Origin of the sequence: Neolewinella xylanilytica (genome assembly GCF_002934605.1) — a bacterium.
GTDB lineage: Bacteria > Bacteroidota > Bacteroidia > Chitinophagales > Saprospiraceae > Neolewinella > Neolewinella xylanilytica.
This window is the reverse complement of record NZ_PTJC01000005.1, coordinates 188,561-203,986: the sequence shown is the minus strand read 5'-3', so window position 1 is coordinate 203,986 and position 15,426 is coordinate 188,561. Positions and strand designations below refer to the sequence as shown.

General features: G+C 61.3%; 16 protein-coding genes and 1 other RNA gene. 9 read left to right on the top strand and 8 right to left on the bottom strand.

Going from position 1 to position 15,426, the window contains the following annotated elements:
• Positions 1–19 precede the first annotated feature (19 nt).
• Positions 20–1,522 carry a 1-hydroxycarotenoid 3,4-desaturase CrtD gene (gene crtD, locus CLV84_RS00785; protein ID WP_104419469.1) on the bottom strand — a complete coding sequence of 501 codons (1,503 nt, stop codon included), beginning with the start codon at positions 1,520–1,522 and terminating at the stop codon, positions 20–22.
• Between the two features lie 41 nt (positions 1,523–1,563).
• Between crtD and rnpB the strand changes: the two genes are divergently transcribed.
• Together rnpB and CLV84_RS00775 are read left to right on the top strand one after the other, a co-directional pair.
• Positions 1,564–1,982, top strand: an RNA gene (rnpB, locus tag CLV84_RS00780) — RNase P RNA component class A.
• 278 nt (positions 1,983–2,260) lie between these two features.
• Complete coding sequence (locus CLV84_RS00775) at positions 2,261–3,835, top strand: sulfatase (RefSeq protein ID WP_104417836.1); 1,575 nt, start codon at positions 2,261–2,263, stop codon at positions 3,833–3,835.
• A 238-nt stretch (positions 3,836–4,073) separates the two neighbouring features.
• Here the strand turns inward: CLV84_RS00775 and CLV84_RS00770 are convergent, their stop codons facing one another.
• From CLV84_RS00770 to CLV84_RS00760, 3 genes are all read right to left on the bottom strand, one after another.
• Positions 4,074–4,523, bottom strand: coding sequence for a cupin domain-containing protein (locus CLV84_RS00770; protein ID WP_104417835.1), 450 nt, complete (start codon positions 4,521–4,523; stop codon positions 4,074–4,076).
• 200 nt (positions 4,524–4,723) lie between these two features.
• Complete coding sequence (locus CLV84_RS00765; protein WP_104417834.1) at positions 4,724–5,620, bottom strand: ROK family protein; 897 nt, start codon at positions 5,618–5,620, stop codon at positions 4,724–4,726.
• A gap of 82 nt (positions 5,621–5,702) precedes the next feature.
• The gene (locus CLV84_RS00760; protein WP_104417833.1) at positions 5,703–5,912 is read right to left on the bottom strand and encodes a hypothetical protein; all 210 of its coding nucleotides are present in this window, start codon (positions 5,910–5,912) and stop codon (positions 5,703–5,705) included.
• Between the two features lie 53 nt (positions 5,913–5,965).
• On the opposite strand from CLV84_RS00760, the gene bcp reads away from it, so the two are divergent.
• Genes bcp through CLV84_RS00745 form a run of 3 tightly spaced genes read left to right on the top strand, consistent with a single transcriptional unit; the run spans position 5,966 to position 8,354 of the window.
• Positions 5,966–6,424 carry a thioredoxin-dependent thiol peroxidase gene (bcp, locus tag CLV84_RS00755; protein ID WP_104417832.1) on the top strand — a complete coding sequence of 153 codons (459 nt, stop codon included), beginning with the start codon at positions 5,966–5,968 and terminating at the stop codon, positions 6,422–6,424.
• Positions 6,425–7,051, top strand: a complete 627-nt coding sequence (locus tag CLV84_RS00750) for a LysE family translocator (RefSeq protein ID WP_104417831.1) — start codon at positions 6,425–6,427, stop codon at positions 7,049–7,051. It abuts the gene before it with no gap.
• A 19-nt stretch (positions 7,052–7,070) separates the two neighbouring features.
• A complete protein-coding gene (locus CLV84_RS00745) occupies positions 7,071–8,354 on the top strand; it encodes a flavin-containing monooxygenase (protein ID WP_104417830.1) in 1,284 nt (427 codons plus the stop codon).
• A 75-nt stretch (positions 8,355–8,429) separates the two neighbouring features.
• Here CLV84_RS00745 and CLV84_RS00740 read toward each other — a convergent pair whose 3' ends face one another.
• Genes CLV84_RS00740 through ruvC form a run of 3 tightly spaced genes read right to left on the bottom strand, consistent with a single transcriptional unit; the run spans position 8,430 to position 9,975 of the window.
• On the bottom strand, positions 8,430–8,780 hold the full coding sequence (locus CLV84_RS00740) for an SRPBCC domain-containing protein (protein ID WP_211295119.1): 351 nt from the start codon (positions 8,778–8,780) through the stop codon (positions 8,430–8,432).
• Between the two features lie 56 nt (positions 8,781–8,836).
• Positions 8,837–9,403 carry a Crp/Fnr family transcriptional regulator gene (locus CLV84_RS00735; RefSeq protein WP_104417829.1) on the bottom strand — a complete coding sequence of 189 codons (567 nt, stop codon included), beginning with the start codon at positions 9,401–9,403 and terminating at the stop codon, positions 8,837–8,839.
• Entirely contained in the window at positions 9,400–9,975 is a 576-nt protein-coding gene (gene ruvC / locus CLV84_RS00730; RefSeq protein WP_104417828.1) for a crossover junction endodeoxyribonuclease RuvC, read from the bottom strand. Before ruvC ends, CLV84_RS00735 begins: the two co-directional genes overlap by 4 nt.
• Before the next feature lie 207 nt (positions 9,976–10,182).
• Here ruvC and CLV84_RS00725 point away from each other — a divergent pair, with 207 nt between their 5' ends.
• Genes CLV84_RS00725 through CLV84_RS00715 form a run of 3 tightly spaced genes read left to right on the top strand, consistent with a single transcriptional unit; the run spans position 10,183 to position 12,676 of the window.
• Positions 10,183–11,157, top strand: coding sequence for a lysylphosphatidylglycerol synthase domain-containing protein (locus tag CLV84_RS00725; protein WP_104417827.1), 975 nt, complete (start codon positions 10,183–10,185; stop codon positions 11,155–11,157).
• A complete protein-coding gene (locus CLV84_RS00720) occupies positions 11,157–12,050 on the top strand; it encodes a DUF3108 domain-containing protein (RefSeq protein WP_104417826.1) in 894 nt (297 codons plus the stop codon). The genes CLV84_RS00725 and CLV84_RS00720 overlap by 1 nt, the downstream gene beginning before the upstream one ends.
• Entirely contained in the window at positions 12,050–12,676 is a 627-nt protein-coding gene (locus tag CLV84_RS00715; protein WP_104417825.1) for a DUF4230 domain-containing protein, read from the top strand. Before CLV84_RS00720 ends, CLV84_RS00715 begins: the two co-directional genes overlap by 1 nt.
• 19 nt (positions 12,677–12,695) lie before the next feature.
• Here the strand turns inward: CLV84_RS00715 and CLV84_RS00710 are convergent, their stop codons facing one another.
• Positions 12,696–13,160 carry a hypothetical protein gene (locus CLV84_RS00710; RefSeq protein ID WP_104417824.1) on the bottom strand — a complete coding sequence of 155 codons (465 nt, stop codon included), beginning with the start codon at positions 13,158–13,160 and terminating at the stop codon, positions 12,696–12,698.
• 152 nt (positions 13,161–13,312) lie between these two features.
• On the opposite strand from CLV84_RS00710, the gene thrS reads away from it, so the two are divergent.
• The gene (thrS, locus tag CLV84_RS00705; RefSeq protein ID WP_104417823.1) at positions 13,313–15,235 is read left to right on the top strand and encodes a threonine--tRNA ligase; all 1,923 of its coding nucleotides are present in this window, start codon (positions 13,313–13,315) and stop codon (positions 15,233–15,235) included.
• Positions 15,236–15,426 lie beyond the last annotated feature (191 nt).

Sequence of the window (15,426 nt, the reverse complement as noted above, 5' to 3'; positions counted from 1 at the left end):
CATGTTTGGTAGCCTCCCGTTAAGGCACTTTAACAAGATCCGCCACGATCTTGGCCGATAGCAGGCACAGCGGGACGCCCCCTCCCGGATGCACGCTGCCCCCGAGGAAGTATAGCCCATCGATGTTCCGACTGAAATTGGGGTGCCGCAAAAAGGCCGCCATCCGGTTATTACTGCTGCTGCCGTACAAAGCACCCTGGTGGCTTCCGGTGAGCGATTCGATATCGGGCGGACGCACGATCCGTTCCGCTCGGATATTATCCTCCAAGTTTCCAGACTCCTCATTATTGCGGCGGAGCGCAGGTAGAAGCCGTTCCCCCAAAGTCCTCAATACCCGATCCCGGAGGTTCCTGACCAGGCTATCCCAGTCCTGACCGGCGTGGGCGGGGGCATTCACCATCACGAACCAGTTTTCGTAACCGGGCGGGGCGTCCTGCGGCACCAGCTTACTGCTGACGTTGACGTAGATCGTCACGTCATCGTGCAGATCACCCCCCTCTAATTTGTCGAATTCGGAGGCGTAATCGCGGCTGAAGAAGATGTTGTGCAGGCCCAGCTCGGCAAATTCCCGGTCGATGCCCCAGTAGAAGATGACGGCGCTGGTACTCTTCTGCTGCTTCAGGGTGATGCCGGGTTTATTGGCCTGCGGAAGCAGGCGATCGTAGGCGAGCCAGACGTCCATGTTGCAGACGACGGTGTCGAAGGGAATGTCTTTCCCGTTCACCCGGACGCCTTTCACCTGCGCGCCGGCGCCCGCTGTATGCAGGATGCGGTCTACCCGCTGTCCGAAGTGGTAGCGCACCCCGAGCCGCTGGCCGAGTTCGTAGATCGCGGTGGTGATGTCGTACATCCCCCCCGTGGGCAGGTAGGCGCCGAAGTGGTGCTCGAAGTGGGGGATCATCGAGAGCAGCCCGGGTGCTTTGTAGGGGTTGCTGCCGTTATAAGTCGCAAAGCGATCGAATAGCTGCACCAGCCGCGGGTCGTCGAAGGCGGCGGCGTGGACGTCGTGCATGCTGCGGAAGAGGTCCAGCCCCGGGATCTTCAGCATGGCGTAGGCCACCTGCGGGTCCAGCCAGGTGCCGATTTTGTGCAGGCTTTTCTCCAGGAAGGTGCGGCCGGTGAGCTCGTACTTCTCGGCGGCCTTGTCCATGAAGCGGCGCATGGCCGGCTCGCTGACCTCGAAGGTTTGGGCGGCTTCCCGGACCAGGTCGTCGGTATCGGCCGGAGCGGTAAAGCGGGTTCCGTCGGGCCACCAATAGCGGCAGACTTCGTCCAGGCGCACGTAGTTGAAGTGGTCGCGCGGATCCTCGCCGGCCAGTTCGAAGAGCTCGTCGACGTATTGCGGCATGGTGAAGAGGGAGGGACCGAAGTCGAAGCGGTAGCCCCCATCCAGCGAGAATTGGTGCAGCTTGCCCCCGGGGCCGTCGGCCGCCTCGAAGACCTCCACTGCGTGGCCTTGCGCGGCCAGGCGTACGGCGGCGGCCAGGCCGGCAATTCCGGCTCCGATGACGGCTGTTTTCATAGCGTCAACAACCCCGCGGCGGCTGAAGGGTTTATATTCCCTGACCGTCCACTCCACCGCTTGCCCCGATAGCTATCGGGGCAAGAGGAAAGTCCGGGCAACGCAGGGCACCACGCCGGCTAACGGCCGGGGCCCCGTCGGGAGACTGACGGGGTACGGAAAGTGCAACAGAAAGCAAACCACCCCTTCCCGATAGCTATCGGGAGAGGGCCAGGGTGAAACCGTGGGGTAAGAGCCCACGCCTTCCGGCAGCAATGTCGGATGGAGGTAAACCCCGTGGGTTGAAATACCAAACAGCAGTGCGTTCCCTCCGGGGATGCGGCCGGCCCGGTCGAACCCCAGCGCTGCGGGTAGGTAGATCGAGCCGTCGGGCAACCGGCGGCCTAGATAAATGGTGGAGCGTCCTCCCGATAGCTATCGGGAGGACCGACAGAACCCGGCTTACCGGAACGGTCAACTTCGGCCCCATCTTCCTCGGAGGGTGGGGCCGTTTAGTAGGATGCGGTCTCCGACCGCGGGAGTAGGACGCTGCCTCCGGCAGCGCAGTAAGATGCTGCCTCCGGCAGCGGCAGTACAAAGCGGTCTCCGACCGCGATGTAATCGAGGCCTCAGACCGAGAAACATCTCGCCCCTTTTTTACCACCGATCGGCTTCGCCCAAGACAAATTACTTACCGGATTGGCCCTTCCAATTAGGTACATTAGTCCGGTCAGTTCCGCCGCTTGTAAGTCGATCCGTATGCATCGTTTTTCCCTGTCCCTCCTTACCGTCTGCCTACTAGGCTGTGGCATCGACCGAGGACAAGAAGCGTCGCCTACGCCAAAGCCCCCGAACGTGGTCCTCATCCTAGCCGACGACCTCGGCAAGCACGATCTAGGCTACACCGGCTCCACCTTCTACGAAACCCCGAATCTGGACCGCCTGGCGGCCACCGGCATCGTCTTCGACCAGGCTTATGCGGGGAGCCGGGTGTGCAGTCCGTCGCGGGCCACCATCATGCTAGGGCAGTACACGGCCACCCACGGCATCACCGACTGGATCGGGGCCTGGGCCGGCGAAGACTGGCGGAGAAGCAACCGCCATACGACCCACCTGCCGCCCGACTACGTCCGGGCTTTACCGGCGGAAGCTACCACCCTCGCCGAGGTCTTCCAGGCCGGCGGCTACCGCACCTTCTTCGCCGGCAAATGGCACCTGGGCGGCGCGGGCAGCCTGCCGACCGACCACGGCTTCGACCTCAACGTCGGCGGGCACCACCGCGGCTCGCCCCCGGGTGGCTTCTTCGCGCCCTACGAAAATCCGGAAATGGAAGATGGTCCCGACGGGGAGAGCCTGACCCTGCGGCTCGGGCGAGAGACGGCCGACTTCATCGCGGCCAACCAGGACTCGGCCTTCTTCGCGATGTTGAGCTTCTACGCCGTCCATGCCCCCCTGCAGACGACCGAGGAACGCTGGCGCTACTACCGCAATAAAGCCGTGGAGGGCGGCATGGCGGATCAGGCCTTCGAAATGGAACGCCGGTTTCCCGTTCGTATGGTGCAGGATAATCCGCTCTATGCCGGTATGGTCGCTACCATGGACGAAGCCGTCGGCACGGTACTCCGCACCCTCGACAGCCTCGGCCTGGCAGATAACACCATCGTCGTATTCACCAGCGACAACGGCGGCGTAGCCAGCGGGGACGCCTACGCCACCAGCAACCTGCCCCTCCGCGGCGGCAAGGGCTACCAGTGGGAGGGCGGCATCCGCGAGCCGCTCATCATCCGGCCGGGGGATCGCTTCGTGGACCGGACGGTCGAAACGCCGGTCACCGGGGCCGATCTCTACCCTACCCTCGTGTCCCTGGCCGGACTCAATACAAAACCTACCCAGGAAATCGAGGGCATCGACCTGGCCCCTCTGCTGCGCGGCGACACCCTGGCCGAGCGGGCCCTCTTCTGGCATTACCCCCATTACGGCAACCAGGGCGGCGATCCCAGCTCGGTGATTCGCCGCGGCGAATGGAAGCTCATCCACTACTGGGAGGACGACCACGACGAACTGTACGATTTGGGCGCCGGAGCGCAGGAGAAGGAGGACCTCGCCATCCGTCGGCCCGATCTGGTCGGGGACCTTCGCCGTCAGTTGCTCGCTTACCTGCAATCGCGCGACGCTCGCTACCCCCGCCCCGATCCGGAGTATGACCCGGCCCGCTTTCGACGGATGGAGAAATTCTACCAAGACACCGTGCTGCGCAGATTGGAACATCAACGCCGGGAAATCTTCCGGGATAACTGGTTGCCGAACGCGGATTGGTGGGGAAGTGGATCGTAAGATATTCCCGGTACCTGGATGGCGCCCTGCCCCTTTGTTTATTGACTCCGTATAGGGGTTTCTACCCCTCGCTGCGCTCGGGTGCGTTCGGACCTGGAGCCACCATTAGTGGTCTGCCGAACGCAGTGCAACGGAGTTCGTCCGCCCACGGATCAACCTAACCGGCACCTTTGACCGTGGCCGCTATGAGTCTCCTGGGCAGACGAGCTACCGCTCGGCGGACCAGGAGCCACCACCTCTACAGCGCGTGCGGTGCCACCTTACCGCCTTCCAGCTCCTTCTTATCCTTATGCTGGATGATCATCATCTTGCAGGGCTTACCGTCGAGGGGGCCGGACTTGTGGCCTTTCTCGTCGGTGGTACCCTGGTCGGCGCCGAAGCTGAGTTCGCCTTCCCGCATCTCGACGCGGGTGCCGTCCATGGTCTCTACCCACCAGCCGCCGCTGAGGGGGATGATCCACTGGGGGGCGGGGTTCTCGTGCCAGTCGCCGTCGAAGCCGGCGGGGAGCTCACTGAAGATGATCTGGGTGGCGCCCTTCGTGAGCTTATTGTTCCACTGCTTGTCGGAGTCGCCGCCCATGCTCTCCAATTGGAAGTCGGTGAGGTACTCTTTCTTTTGCTTGCTGGTGCCGTCTTTGTCGGTGTAGACGTGCCAGTAGGGGATCTTGGGTTTTTCTTGGTCGGCCATGGTTGCTTTATTTTCTGGTGCAACCTGGGGCGGGGGGGCTTTGTTGGGGGCGGGATGGTGTAGTAGGGTGTTTACGTGGTGGGATCGTATTTTCGGCGGGTTCGCTCTTGGAAAGAGCTTCCTACCTCGCTGTTGGAAACAGCGTCGTACTTCGCTGTCAGAGACAGCTTTGTACTGGCGCTGTCGGAGACAGCGTTGTACTAGAGCAGCGCCGCCCCGAAGACGCCGGCCGAGTCGCCCAGTTTTGGCTTGAGAAACTTCGTGTCCCGCCGCGGATTGAAGAGGTGGTCCACCACCTGGGGCACGCCTCGGTCGTACAGTTCGTCGATGTTGCCGAGGCCGCCACCCAGCACGACGACGTCGGGATCCAGGACGTTGATGATGTTGGCGATGCCCTTGGCGAAGAAGTGCAAAAAGCGATCGATCGTCCGCGTTGCGGCCGGGTCGTTGCCGCCACGGTGGCGGGGAACGATATCCCGCATGCTTAATTTGTGGCCGCTCATGCGCAGGTAGTACCGTTCGAGGGCCGGGCCGGCAATGATCTGCTCCGTACAGCCTACCCGGCCGCAGTAGCAGTAGCCGCCGGAGTGATCCAGGAAGGTGTGTCCCCATTCGCCACCGATGCCCTGGGCACCCGCAACGATCTTTTGGTTGACGACGACTCCCCCTCCGGTGCCCGTACCGAGAATGACGCCGAAGACCACCTTCGCATCCGGTGCTTCCTCCGGCACGCAGCCCATCAGCGTTTCGGCCACCGCGAAGCAGTTGGCGTCGTTGGCGAGGGTGACGGATTTTCCCAGCAGTTTCTCGAGATCGCGACCGAGCGGTTTGCCGTTGAGGACCACGGTATTGCTATTCTTCATCAGGCCGGTGGGCGGGTCGATGGTACCGGGGGTGCCCACTCCGACCCGTTCGGCGGTGACACCCGTGACCTCCTCCAGCTGATCGACTACCCGTTTGATGCCGCCGATGATGTGGTCGTACCCTTTTTCCCGCTCGGTAGGGATGCGCCTGCGTTCGACGACGGCTCCCCGATCGTCCATTACGACGCCTTCAATTTTGGTCCCGCCGAGGTCTATCCCGAATTTCATGGTCATAATTTGCGACAAAGTATTGCTTTTTGCCGGTTGGTACCGGCTCCCGCGCTCCGGCGCCATCAACTACTGGAGGCTCCTCCACTCACTCTTTGGGCAACATCGCCCGGCGCACCAGGAGATAAAACACCGGTCCGATCACCGGGAGCAGTAGAATAGCGTATACGACGGAATTGCTGAGCCCGGCCGCCGTCCGCGCCGCCATATCCCGTCGCGCCAGTTTCATGATGGGCCGGTAGATGAGTACGCCGACGAGAATGAGTACGAGCAGAATGAGGGCGAATTGATAAGGCACGGCTGGGGCTTTTCCCTTCTGAACCCCACGGGAGGGGCCTTGTTTCAATCCGTATGACCACACTGCAAGCAGGCGACCAAGCCCCCGCCTTTACCGGTACCCTTCAGGACGGATCGACCGTTTCGCTCTCCGACTACGCCGGAAAGAAACTGATCGTCTTCTTTTATCCCAAGGACGACACCCCCGGCTGCACCGCCGCGGCCTGTAGTCTGCGCGATCACTACGGCGATCTCCGGAAACAAGGGTTCGAACTACTGGGGATAAGCCCCGACAGCCCGAAGAAACACCTGAAGTTCATCGATAAGTATGACCTCCCGATGCCGCTGGTGGCAGACGAGAACCACGAGATCATGGACGCTTTCGGCGTGTGGGGACCCAAGAAATTCATGGGCCGGGAATACGACGGCGTACACCGGACCACCTTCGTCATCGACGAACGGGGCAAGATCGAGCGCGTGATCACCAAGGTACAGACGAAGACCCACGCCGCCCAGCTACTCGAAACGGTTTAAATGCTGGGATACGTCTGGGAAGGAATACGCGCCGGGCTGGTGCTCTCCCTGCTGGTAGGACCACTGGTGGTGCTGCTGGTTCAACTGAGCCTACGCCGGGGTACGTTGGCGAGTTTCGCCGCCGCCCTGGGTATCTGGACCAGCGATGTCCTCTACATTTCGCTTTCCCACTTCGGGTTGGAGGGGCTCGAACGCCTGCTCGACTACGAGTACCTCCACGAAATCTTCGGCACCATCGGATCTATCCTGCTCATCGGAGTCGGCATCGTGATGTGGTACCGCGACCCACCCAATCTGAAAGCCAAGCGAATTTTGCCTTCCCGACGGGGGTTGCTGAGTGCCTGGGCCCAGGGGTTCGCGCTGAACACCTTCAATCCCTTCACCACCTTCTTTTGGTCGACCTTCGTCGTGACACAGGTACACAACCGGCATTTATACGCCTATGAAGCCATGGCGGTATACGGCGGTATTATGGTTACGATCATCATCGCCGATTCATGCAAGGTGCTGGGTGCCAGGAAAATCCGCGCCTTGCTACGGCCGGCGACGATGCTGCGGGCGCAGCGGGCGGGGGCGGTGGCGTTGGGTTTGTTCGGGCTGTTGTTGGCGGTGCGGGTTTGGTTTTAGCGGTCCCTATCTTGGGGGCATGGACCGAGTGATCAGGGTGGCCGTCGTCGGGGCGGGTTGTTCGGGGCTGGCGGCGGTGAAGAACTGCCTCGCCCGTGGCCTGGACGTGGTGTGCTTCGAAGCGAACGATGACATCGGGGGAAACTGGATCTATTCCGAGCAGCCCGGCCACAGCAGCGTCTGCGAAACGACGCACCTGATCAGCAGCAGGTCGATGAGCGCCTACCTGGATTTCCCCATGCCGGAGGCATACCCCGATTATCCGAGCCACGATCAGGTACTCCGCTACTTCCGCGCCTATGCGGACCGCTTCCGTTTACGTCCGCACATTCGTTTTCGCACGCGGGTGACCGAAGCCCGGCTGCTCGCCGACGGCCGGTGGCAAATCGCCACCGACGCGGGAGACCCGGAGGTCTTCGACTTCCTGCTGACGGCCAACGGCCACCACCACGCCCCGCGCCACCCGGAGGAGGTGCGGTCCGCCTTTACCGGCCGCTACCTGCACAGCCACGCCTACAAACACAACCGGTCCTTCGCCGGCGAACGGGTGCTGGTCATCGGCGGCGGCAACTCGGGCTGCGACTGCGCGGTGGAGATCAGCCGGGTCGCCGCGCGGACGGACATCAGCATCCGCCGGCCGCACTACATCCTGCCGAAGTTCTTCCTGGGCCGCCCCGTGGACACCTTCAATGAGCGCCTCGGTTACTTTCCGAAATTCGTGCAACGCGCGCTCCGCAAACTGACGGTGAAGGCGATGGTCGGGGATTACCGGCTCTACGGGCTGGAAGCACCTACCGTACCGGTGACCAGCACCCACCCCACCCTGAATTCGGAATTGCTCTACAAGATCCGTCACGGCAAGGTGCAACCCCGGCGGGGCATCGCCGACATAACGGGACGGCGGGTCACCTTCACCGACGGTAAGAAATCAGAATACGACACCATCGTGGCCGCCACCGGCTACCGGATCACCTTTCCGTTCCTGGACCAGAACCTGATCGACTACGAACGGGCCGACCGCATTCCCCTTTACCTGCGGATGTTTCGCCCGGACTACCCTACCCTGCTCTTCATTGGTCTTTTTCAGCCCCAGGGGGCCATCTGGCCGTTGGCCGACGCGCAGTCGCGATTGGCGGCCGCCTACATGGCCGGAACGTACCGCCTACCCAAAGACCTTCGGCAACGAGCCGAAGCCGACAGCGACCGCATCGAGCGGGACTTTCAGCGGTCGAAGCGGCATACGATTGAGGTGCATTACCATGCGTTTATGCATCGGCTGGAGCGGGAACTCGGCAACTCCTAAGCCGGCGACCTTTCCACCCGTCGGCGGAGGGCATCGTTCATGGCTTCGAATCCGCTACGGGTATCGGTAGCCAGCTTATTGCGGAATAAGGGTACCAGCAGCCCCGAAAAGCGCTCGCCCTGCTCCGAGGGTGGTGGAGCCATCCCCGTTGGCGGTCAGGAGGAAATAATGCTCCCCGTCGAAAAGCCCCCTGATCCCCAGCCGGCCCAGCCAGCGCAGTTCCCGCCCTGGTACGGCGACGAGTACGCGTGGGCGAAAACGGGTGCCGGCAATCGTCAGATCCAGTTGGTTCCCGACCACGGCGCTACCCGCAGCAGGTTGGATGAAGGGGTTCCATTCGGCGTAGGGCGGGAAATCGGTGAGCGCTTCCCAGACCCGGTCGGGAGAGGTAGCGATACGGACGGAAGTAGTAAGATGATAGGCCATTTTCCTTGCTTTTTTACAAAGCTCGGCGCCTCCTTTCCCACTCCGGTTGATCTACATCAAGAACGCTGGCCGGCCCGGATCCGACTGAGCGTCTCCGGGGTCATACCCAGCATGGAGGCGAGGTACTGCAGGGGGACCCGGTTGAATAAGTCGGGATGCTCGGTGAAGAGGGCTTCGTAGCGCTGCCGGGCGCTCAGGGACAAAAACGAAAGTACCCGGTTTTCGAGGGTGACAAAGCAATGGGCGAGGAAACTCCGTTCGGCCCGCGGCCAACCGGGAATCTCTTTGCCGAGCCGGGCGTAATCGGACGCCGAAATGACCGACAGTCGGCAGTCGGTGAGCGCCGTGATGGTCCACCGGGCGGGCTCACCGTAGACGAGGGCCGCCAGGTCGGTGAGCAGGTAGCGGGGCGGGGCAATCCACTGCGTCACTTCCTTACCATTGGTTTCGGTGTGGACGCGGAGGTAGCCGGAGCGCACGAAGGCCATCCGGGGATGGTATTCGCCCTGGCGGAGGAAATCCTGTCCGGTAGCCAACGACAGGTCGGAAAACGCAGCTGCCAGTTGGCTGAGTTCGGCGGGATGAAGATCGAAGTAGCCGTGCAGCTCGCGCGGGTCAATCATTTCACCCGGTCCGCATTGGCCTTCAGAAATCCCTCCCAGCCGGAAAAGCGCTTGGCGCCCGGCACCGCACTGCGGTTCTGGTAGAAGTGGCACATCGCGGCACCCAGCGCATCGGTGGCGTCGGCGAGGTAGCGACTGCTATCCAGGGTAAATTCATTTTCCAGCATGGCGGCGACCTGTTCCTTGCTGGCGTTGCCGTTGCCGGTAATGCTCTGCTTGATTTTGCGGGGGGCGTACTCGGTGACCTCCAGTCCCTGGGCGATGGCGGCGGCCATGCACACCCCCTGGGCCCGGCCGAGCTTGAGCATCGACTGGGGGTTCTTGCCGAAGAAGGGCGCCTCGATGGCCATGATCGTGGGCGTATGCTCCTGAATCACCTGGGTCAGCCGGCGGTGGATGAGCTCCAGTCGGTGGGAATGATCCTTTAGCTGGGCCAGCTTCAGCACGCCCAATTCAACGATCCGGCGGCTGCGGGGATGTACCTCGACTACGGCAAAACCGAGCACCACGGTACCGGGATCGATACCGATGATGCGGTAGACGGCGGGTTCCGGGGCTTTCTTGGTGGCCAAGGAAATGTTGTTGAGTGAGATTTACGGGCACGGCCCCGATTACCGTAGTCGCCCTAAAGCGATTGAGGTACATCCGGGAGCGTGCAAGGTAAGCGGAAAAGGTCCAGGCCAACAAATTTTTTGGTAGTTGCCGGACTGAAACGATTTGCTTGAAGTACCGTGCTGCGCCGCCGGAGCTATCGAACGCGCCGTACTTTACCCGTCCCCATGGTTTGGACTTCCCGCTTCCTGCCCTCCCCCGCCGTGCGTCACTGGCTTTTACGGATACTGACGGTAGCCGTAGTGGGCATTTTTATCTACCAGTTCGGCAAAGTGGCACGGCAGATCGACTGGCCGCACTTCTGGCAATCGCTCGGACGACCGGGCAACTGGCGCTACCTGACGGCCGCCCTGGTCCTGATGCCCGTCAACTGGCTGCTGGAGACGCGAAAGTGGCAGCTGTTACTCCTCCCCTTTCTCGACTGGCCGTTCGCCAAGGTATTCCGGGCTACGCTGGCCGGGGTCAGCGTGAGTGCCGCCACGCCCAACCGGGTCGGGGAGATCGGCGGTAGGATGTTGCTGGCGCGCCGCGAGGAGTGGCCCGCCGTAGTGGCCTCTTCCCTGCTGGGCAGCCTCTGCCAGTGGGTCGCTTTTTTGCTGCTGGCGTGGCCGGCATTGGTGCTTACGGTGGGCCGGCTACCCCGCTTCGACCTGCCCTTTTCCTACTGGTGGCTGTTGCCGCTCGGGCCGCTGGCGGTGGCGATTGCCGCGGCCGGGGGCAAGCCGCTCCTGCTGCGCATCGTGAACTGGACCGAGGGAAGGTTGGTCGGGGATGCGACCGGTCTGCGGGAATCCCTGACCAACGTTAAGCTTTCGCTAATGTCGCGCGCCAGTGTGTACGCTACGCTGCGATTTCTTGTTTACTGTGTGCAACTCTACTTGTTGCTGCATTTCTTCGGCCTTGGCTTGCCCCTAATCGGGGGGCTGGCCGGCATCATGGCCATCTACCTGGTGCAGGCCGGCATTCCCTTACCGCCGGGGCTGAACCTGGTGACCCGAACGGAGTTGGGATTGCTGCTCTGGTCGGCGGGTCCGGAAGGGGCGGTGGCGGTGCTGGCAGCATATACGGCCCTGTTCGGCGTTAATGTGTTATTGCCCGCGGTGCCGGGGTACTGGTTGATCGTGAGAAAAAACTACGTTTGATGAATTCATTGGTGTTCAAGTCGCTGTTCCTGCTCTTCCTCGCCCTCCCCGGCTTTGGTGGCACGGACGATCGACCCGGGCTACCAACGGACGGTATCGAGCCCGATTCCGTGGCTCCCGCGCCCCGGCGCCCCCAGCGTATTACCGACGTTTGCTCCATCGACAATACCAGCTTCCAGGCGGGGGAAGAGATCGTTTACAAGCTGTACTACAACTGGAACTTCGTCTGGCTCGCCGCCGGTGAGGTCACCTTTCGGGTGACGGACCTCGGCGATAGCTACCGCGTCACCGTCAAGGGCCGCACCTACCCCAGCTACGAGTGGTTCTATAAGGTGACCGATAACTACACCAGCTACCTGGACAAGGAAACCCTACTGCCGAAGATCCACATCAAGGATATCCAGGAGGGCGGCTACCAGAAATACGATCGGACCACCTTTTTTCAGGATGAGGAGCGCATCGTCAGCTACCGCGGCCGCACCCGGGAGGATACCGAGCCGAAGTACATGGACGTCGACCCCTGCATGCACGACCTGATCTCGATCATCTATTTCACGCGCAACCTCGACTATCAGGCTCTCGACGAGGGCGACGAGATCCCGATCAAGATCCTCATGGACCAGGAAATGCACCCCCTCAAGATCCATTACCTCGGCCCGGAAGACAACGTGAAGATCAAGGACAATGGCCGGTACAATACCCTGCGATTCAGTCCGCAACTCATCTCCGGTGAGCTCTTCGACGAGGGAGACGAGATGAAAATTTACGTGAGCGACGACCGCAACAAGATTCCGCTGATGATCGAGTCGCCCGTGAGCGTCGGAAGCGTCAAGGCGGTCCTCAAATCGTATAAAGGTCTCCGTCATCCCATGGACGCCAAACTCGCCGACTGATGAACCGTACCCTCCTCACCCTGCTGGTCGTCGTACTGGCCTTTCTGCTCGGTATGGCCGCGCTCACGCTTTGGCAGGGCCACCGCCAGGAGCAGGTGGTACAGGAGGAGGCCACCATTTTGCTGGAGCGGGTTCGCAACGTGATGAAACTGGTCACGGTGGAGGGGGACGTCAGCGAAATCTTCAACTCCACTTCCTCCCGCAACGTCACGCTTTACCTGCCGCTGCCTTCGGAATTCTCCTTCGAGAAGCAGGCTACCGTCGAAGTGCGGGGCACGGTGCTGGTCGGCTACGACCTCGAGCAACTGGACATCACCCTCGACCCCGACGCCCGCGTCATGACCATCCGCAACCTGCCGGAACCGGAGATACTGGCCATCGACCACGAACTGGTGTACCGCAACCTGAACGAGAGCTGGTTCAACACCTTCACGGCCGAGGACTACAGTCGCCTCAACCGCCGCGCCAAGGAGCGGCTGCGTGACGAAGCCCTGAGCAGTAATTTATTGCGCCGGGCGCGGGAGCAGGGCAACTCGGTACTGGAAGGTATTACTTACCTGGCCCAAAACGCCGGCTACGAGGTAGTGGTGGAAGGCGCGGATCTGCCGGAGCCGATCCGGGAGTAAGGCATCACTGGTAAACCGGCTATTCCATTGATTCGGAACACAGCGGTAAAATCGGCTGCGTCAATTGGCTTGCTTCCAGGACGTAGTCAGACTCCTTGCTCAAATCAAACACGAGGGTATCCGTCACCGCGTAATTACTGAATTTATTGTCGACCAGAATTATAGCTTGATCACCGGTCAGCCCCGCGCGATATCGATCACCCGCGGCGTATGCCCACCAGTGAAAAGGCCTAGGTTCAAATGCACGGCCCCGGTAGACGCCAACGGAACTGCCTACCGTCGTGCCACCGTCAGTTTGATAGACCGTGTATTCCAGACCGTCGGGGGCCGTAAATTGACAAATGACATTGATCTGGGGCGGCTCCTTCCCAAGCAACGAAAAATTGGCGAGCCAAATCCCGACAATGATGACGGCCAGGCAGACCAAAAAGAGGGCTACCAAAGCCGCCCTCCCTAACCAAGCCCCCAATCTGTTAATCTGCATAGCTCCTGATCTGAGAGCAACTTCTCAACGGTTTCCCGGCATTCTATATTCCTCGTTTCGAAGTACAAAAAGGAAGCAGGCGGGTCGGGATGTGATTCCTTACCTTCGCGCCCCGAATCCTGCGTCCGTATGCAGGTAAAAACCCAAGCCTGATGATCGACATCACCCTTCCCGACGGCAGCGTCCGCCAATTCGAAGCCGGCAGCACCGCCATGGACGTGGCCCAGAGCATAAGCGCCGGCCTGGCCCGCAACGTGCTCAGCGCCCGCGTCAACGGCACCATAATCGACGCCGACCGGCCCATTACCGAAGACAGCACCGTCGAACTCCTCACCTGGAACGACCAGGGCGGCAAGGAGACTTTCTGGCACTCCACGGCCCACCTCATGGCCGAAGCCCTCGAGGAACTCTACCCCGGCGTGAAACTCGGCATTGGTCCCGCCGTCGAGAACGGCTTCTACTACGACATCGATACCGGCGATGACCGCAGCATCAGTTCCGAAGACCTGCCCCGCATCGAAGAAAAGATGCTGGAGCTGGCCCGCCGTAAGGTCGACTACGTCCGCCGGGACATCAGCAAGGCCGAGGCCGTAGCTTACTTTCAGGAGAAGCAGGATCCCTACAAACTGGAGCTGCTCGAACGGCTGCAGGACGGCAGCATCACTTTCTACACCCAGGGGAACTTCACCGACCTCTGCCGGGGACCGCACATCGCCAACACCGGTGCGATCAAGGCCATTAAACTGATGAAGGTAGCCGGCGCCTACTGGCTCGGCGACGAGAAGCGCAAGCAGCTTACCCGCATCTATGGCATCTCCTTCCCGAAAGCCAAGGAACTTACGGACTACCTGCACATGCTGGAGGAAGCGAAAAAACGCGACCACCGCAAGCTCGGCCAGGAACTGGAACTCTTCATGTTCAGCGAGAAGGTCGGCGCCGGCCTGCCCATGTGGCTACCGAAGGGTACCCAGCTGCGCGAGCGGCTGATCAACTACCTGAAAGATCGCCAGGAGCACGCCGGTTACCAGCAGGTGACCACTCCACACATCGGTAAAAAAGACCTTTACGTCACCAGCGGCCACTGGGACAAGTACGGCGAGGATAGCTTCCAGCCCATCAAGACCCCGAAGGAGGGCGAGGAATTCATGCTGAAGCCCATGAACTGCCCCCACCACTGCGAGATGTACAAGTTCCGGCCGCGGAGCTACCGGGAGCTCCCCCTGCGCTTCGCCGAATTCGGCACGGTGTACCGCTACGAACAGACCGGTGAGCTGCACGGCCTCAGCCGGGTGCGCGGCTTTACCCAGGACGATGCCCACATCTTCTGCATGCCCGAGCAGGTGAAGGGCGAATTCCTGGCCGTGGTGGACATCGTCCGCGAAGTACTCGGCATGATCGGCTTCGACGACGTGACCGCCCAGATCTCCCTCCGTGACCCGGCCACCCCCGAAAAGTACATCGGCAGCGAAAAGAACTGGGAATCCGCCGAGCAGGCCATCATCGACGCCTGCAAGGAAATCGATATGAAAACCGTCACGGCCTACGGCGAGGCGGCCTTCTATGGCCCGAAACTGGACTTCATGGTTCGCGACGCCCTCGGTCGGCAGTGGCAGCTCGGTACCGTCCAGGTCGACTACAACCTGCCCGAGCGCTTCGAGCTGGAGTACGTCGGCACCGACAACCAGCCCCACCGGCCGGTCATGATCCACCGGGCCCCCTTCGGCTCGCTGGAGCGGTTCACCTCGATCCTGATCGAGCACACCGGCGGTAAATTTCCCCTCTGGCTCACGCCGGAGCAGTTCACCGTCCTGCCGATCAGCGAAAAATTCAACGACTACAGTCAGGGCATCCTTACGGAACTGGCCAAGCACGATATCCGCGGCTCCGTCGACGACCGCAACGAAACCATCGGCCGCAAGATCCGCGACACCGAGCTCAAGCGCATCCCCTTCATGCTCATCGTAGGCGAAAAAGAAGTGGAAAACGGCCAGGTCGCCGTGCGCGTCCAGGGCGAAGGGGACAAAGGAGCGATGACGATGGAGGAGTTTGTGGAATTTTTCCGGTCTATGCTTTAGGGTCACCACGGAGGACGCAGAGGGCTTCACCGAGGAATCACAGAGCTAGACGTTTCTCCGCGGCACCTCTATGTTTGACAAATCACGGGCCGCGGAAGCAGGGGAAACACAGCGGTGCCACGGAGTTAGACATTTCTCTGTGGTACCTCCGTGCAATTACCTCTGTGGCAACTCTGTGTTAGACAAATCAC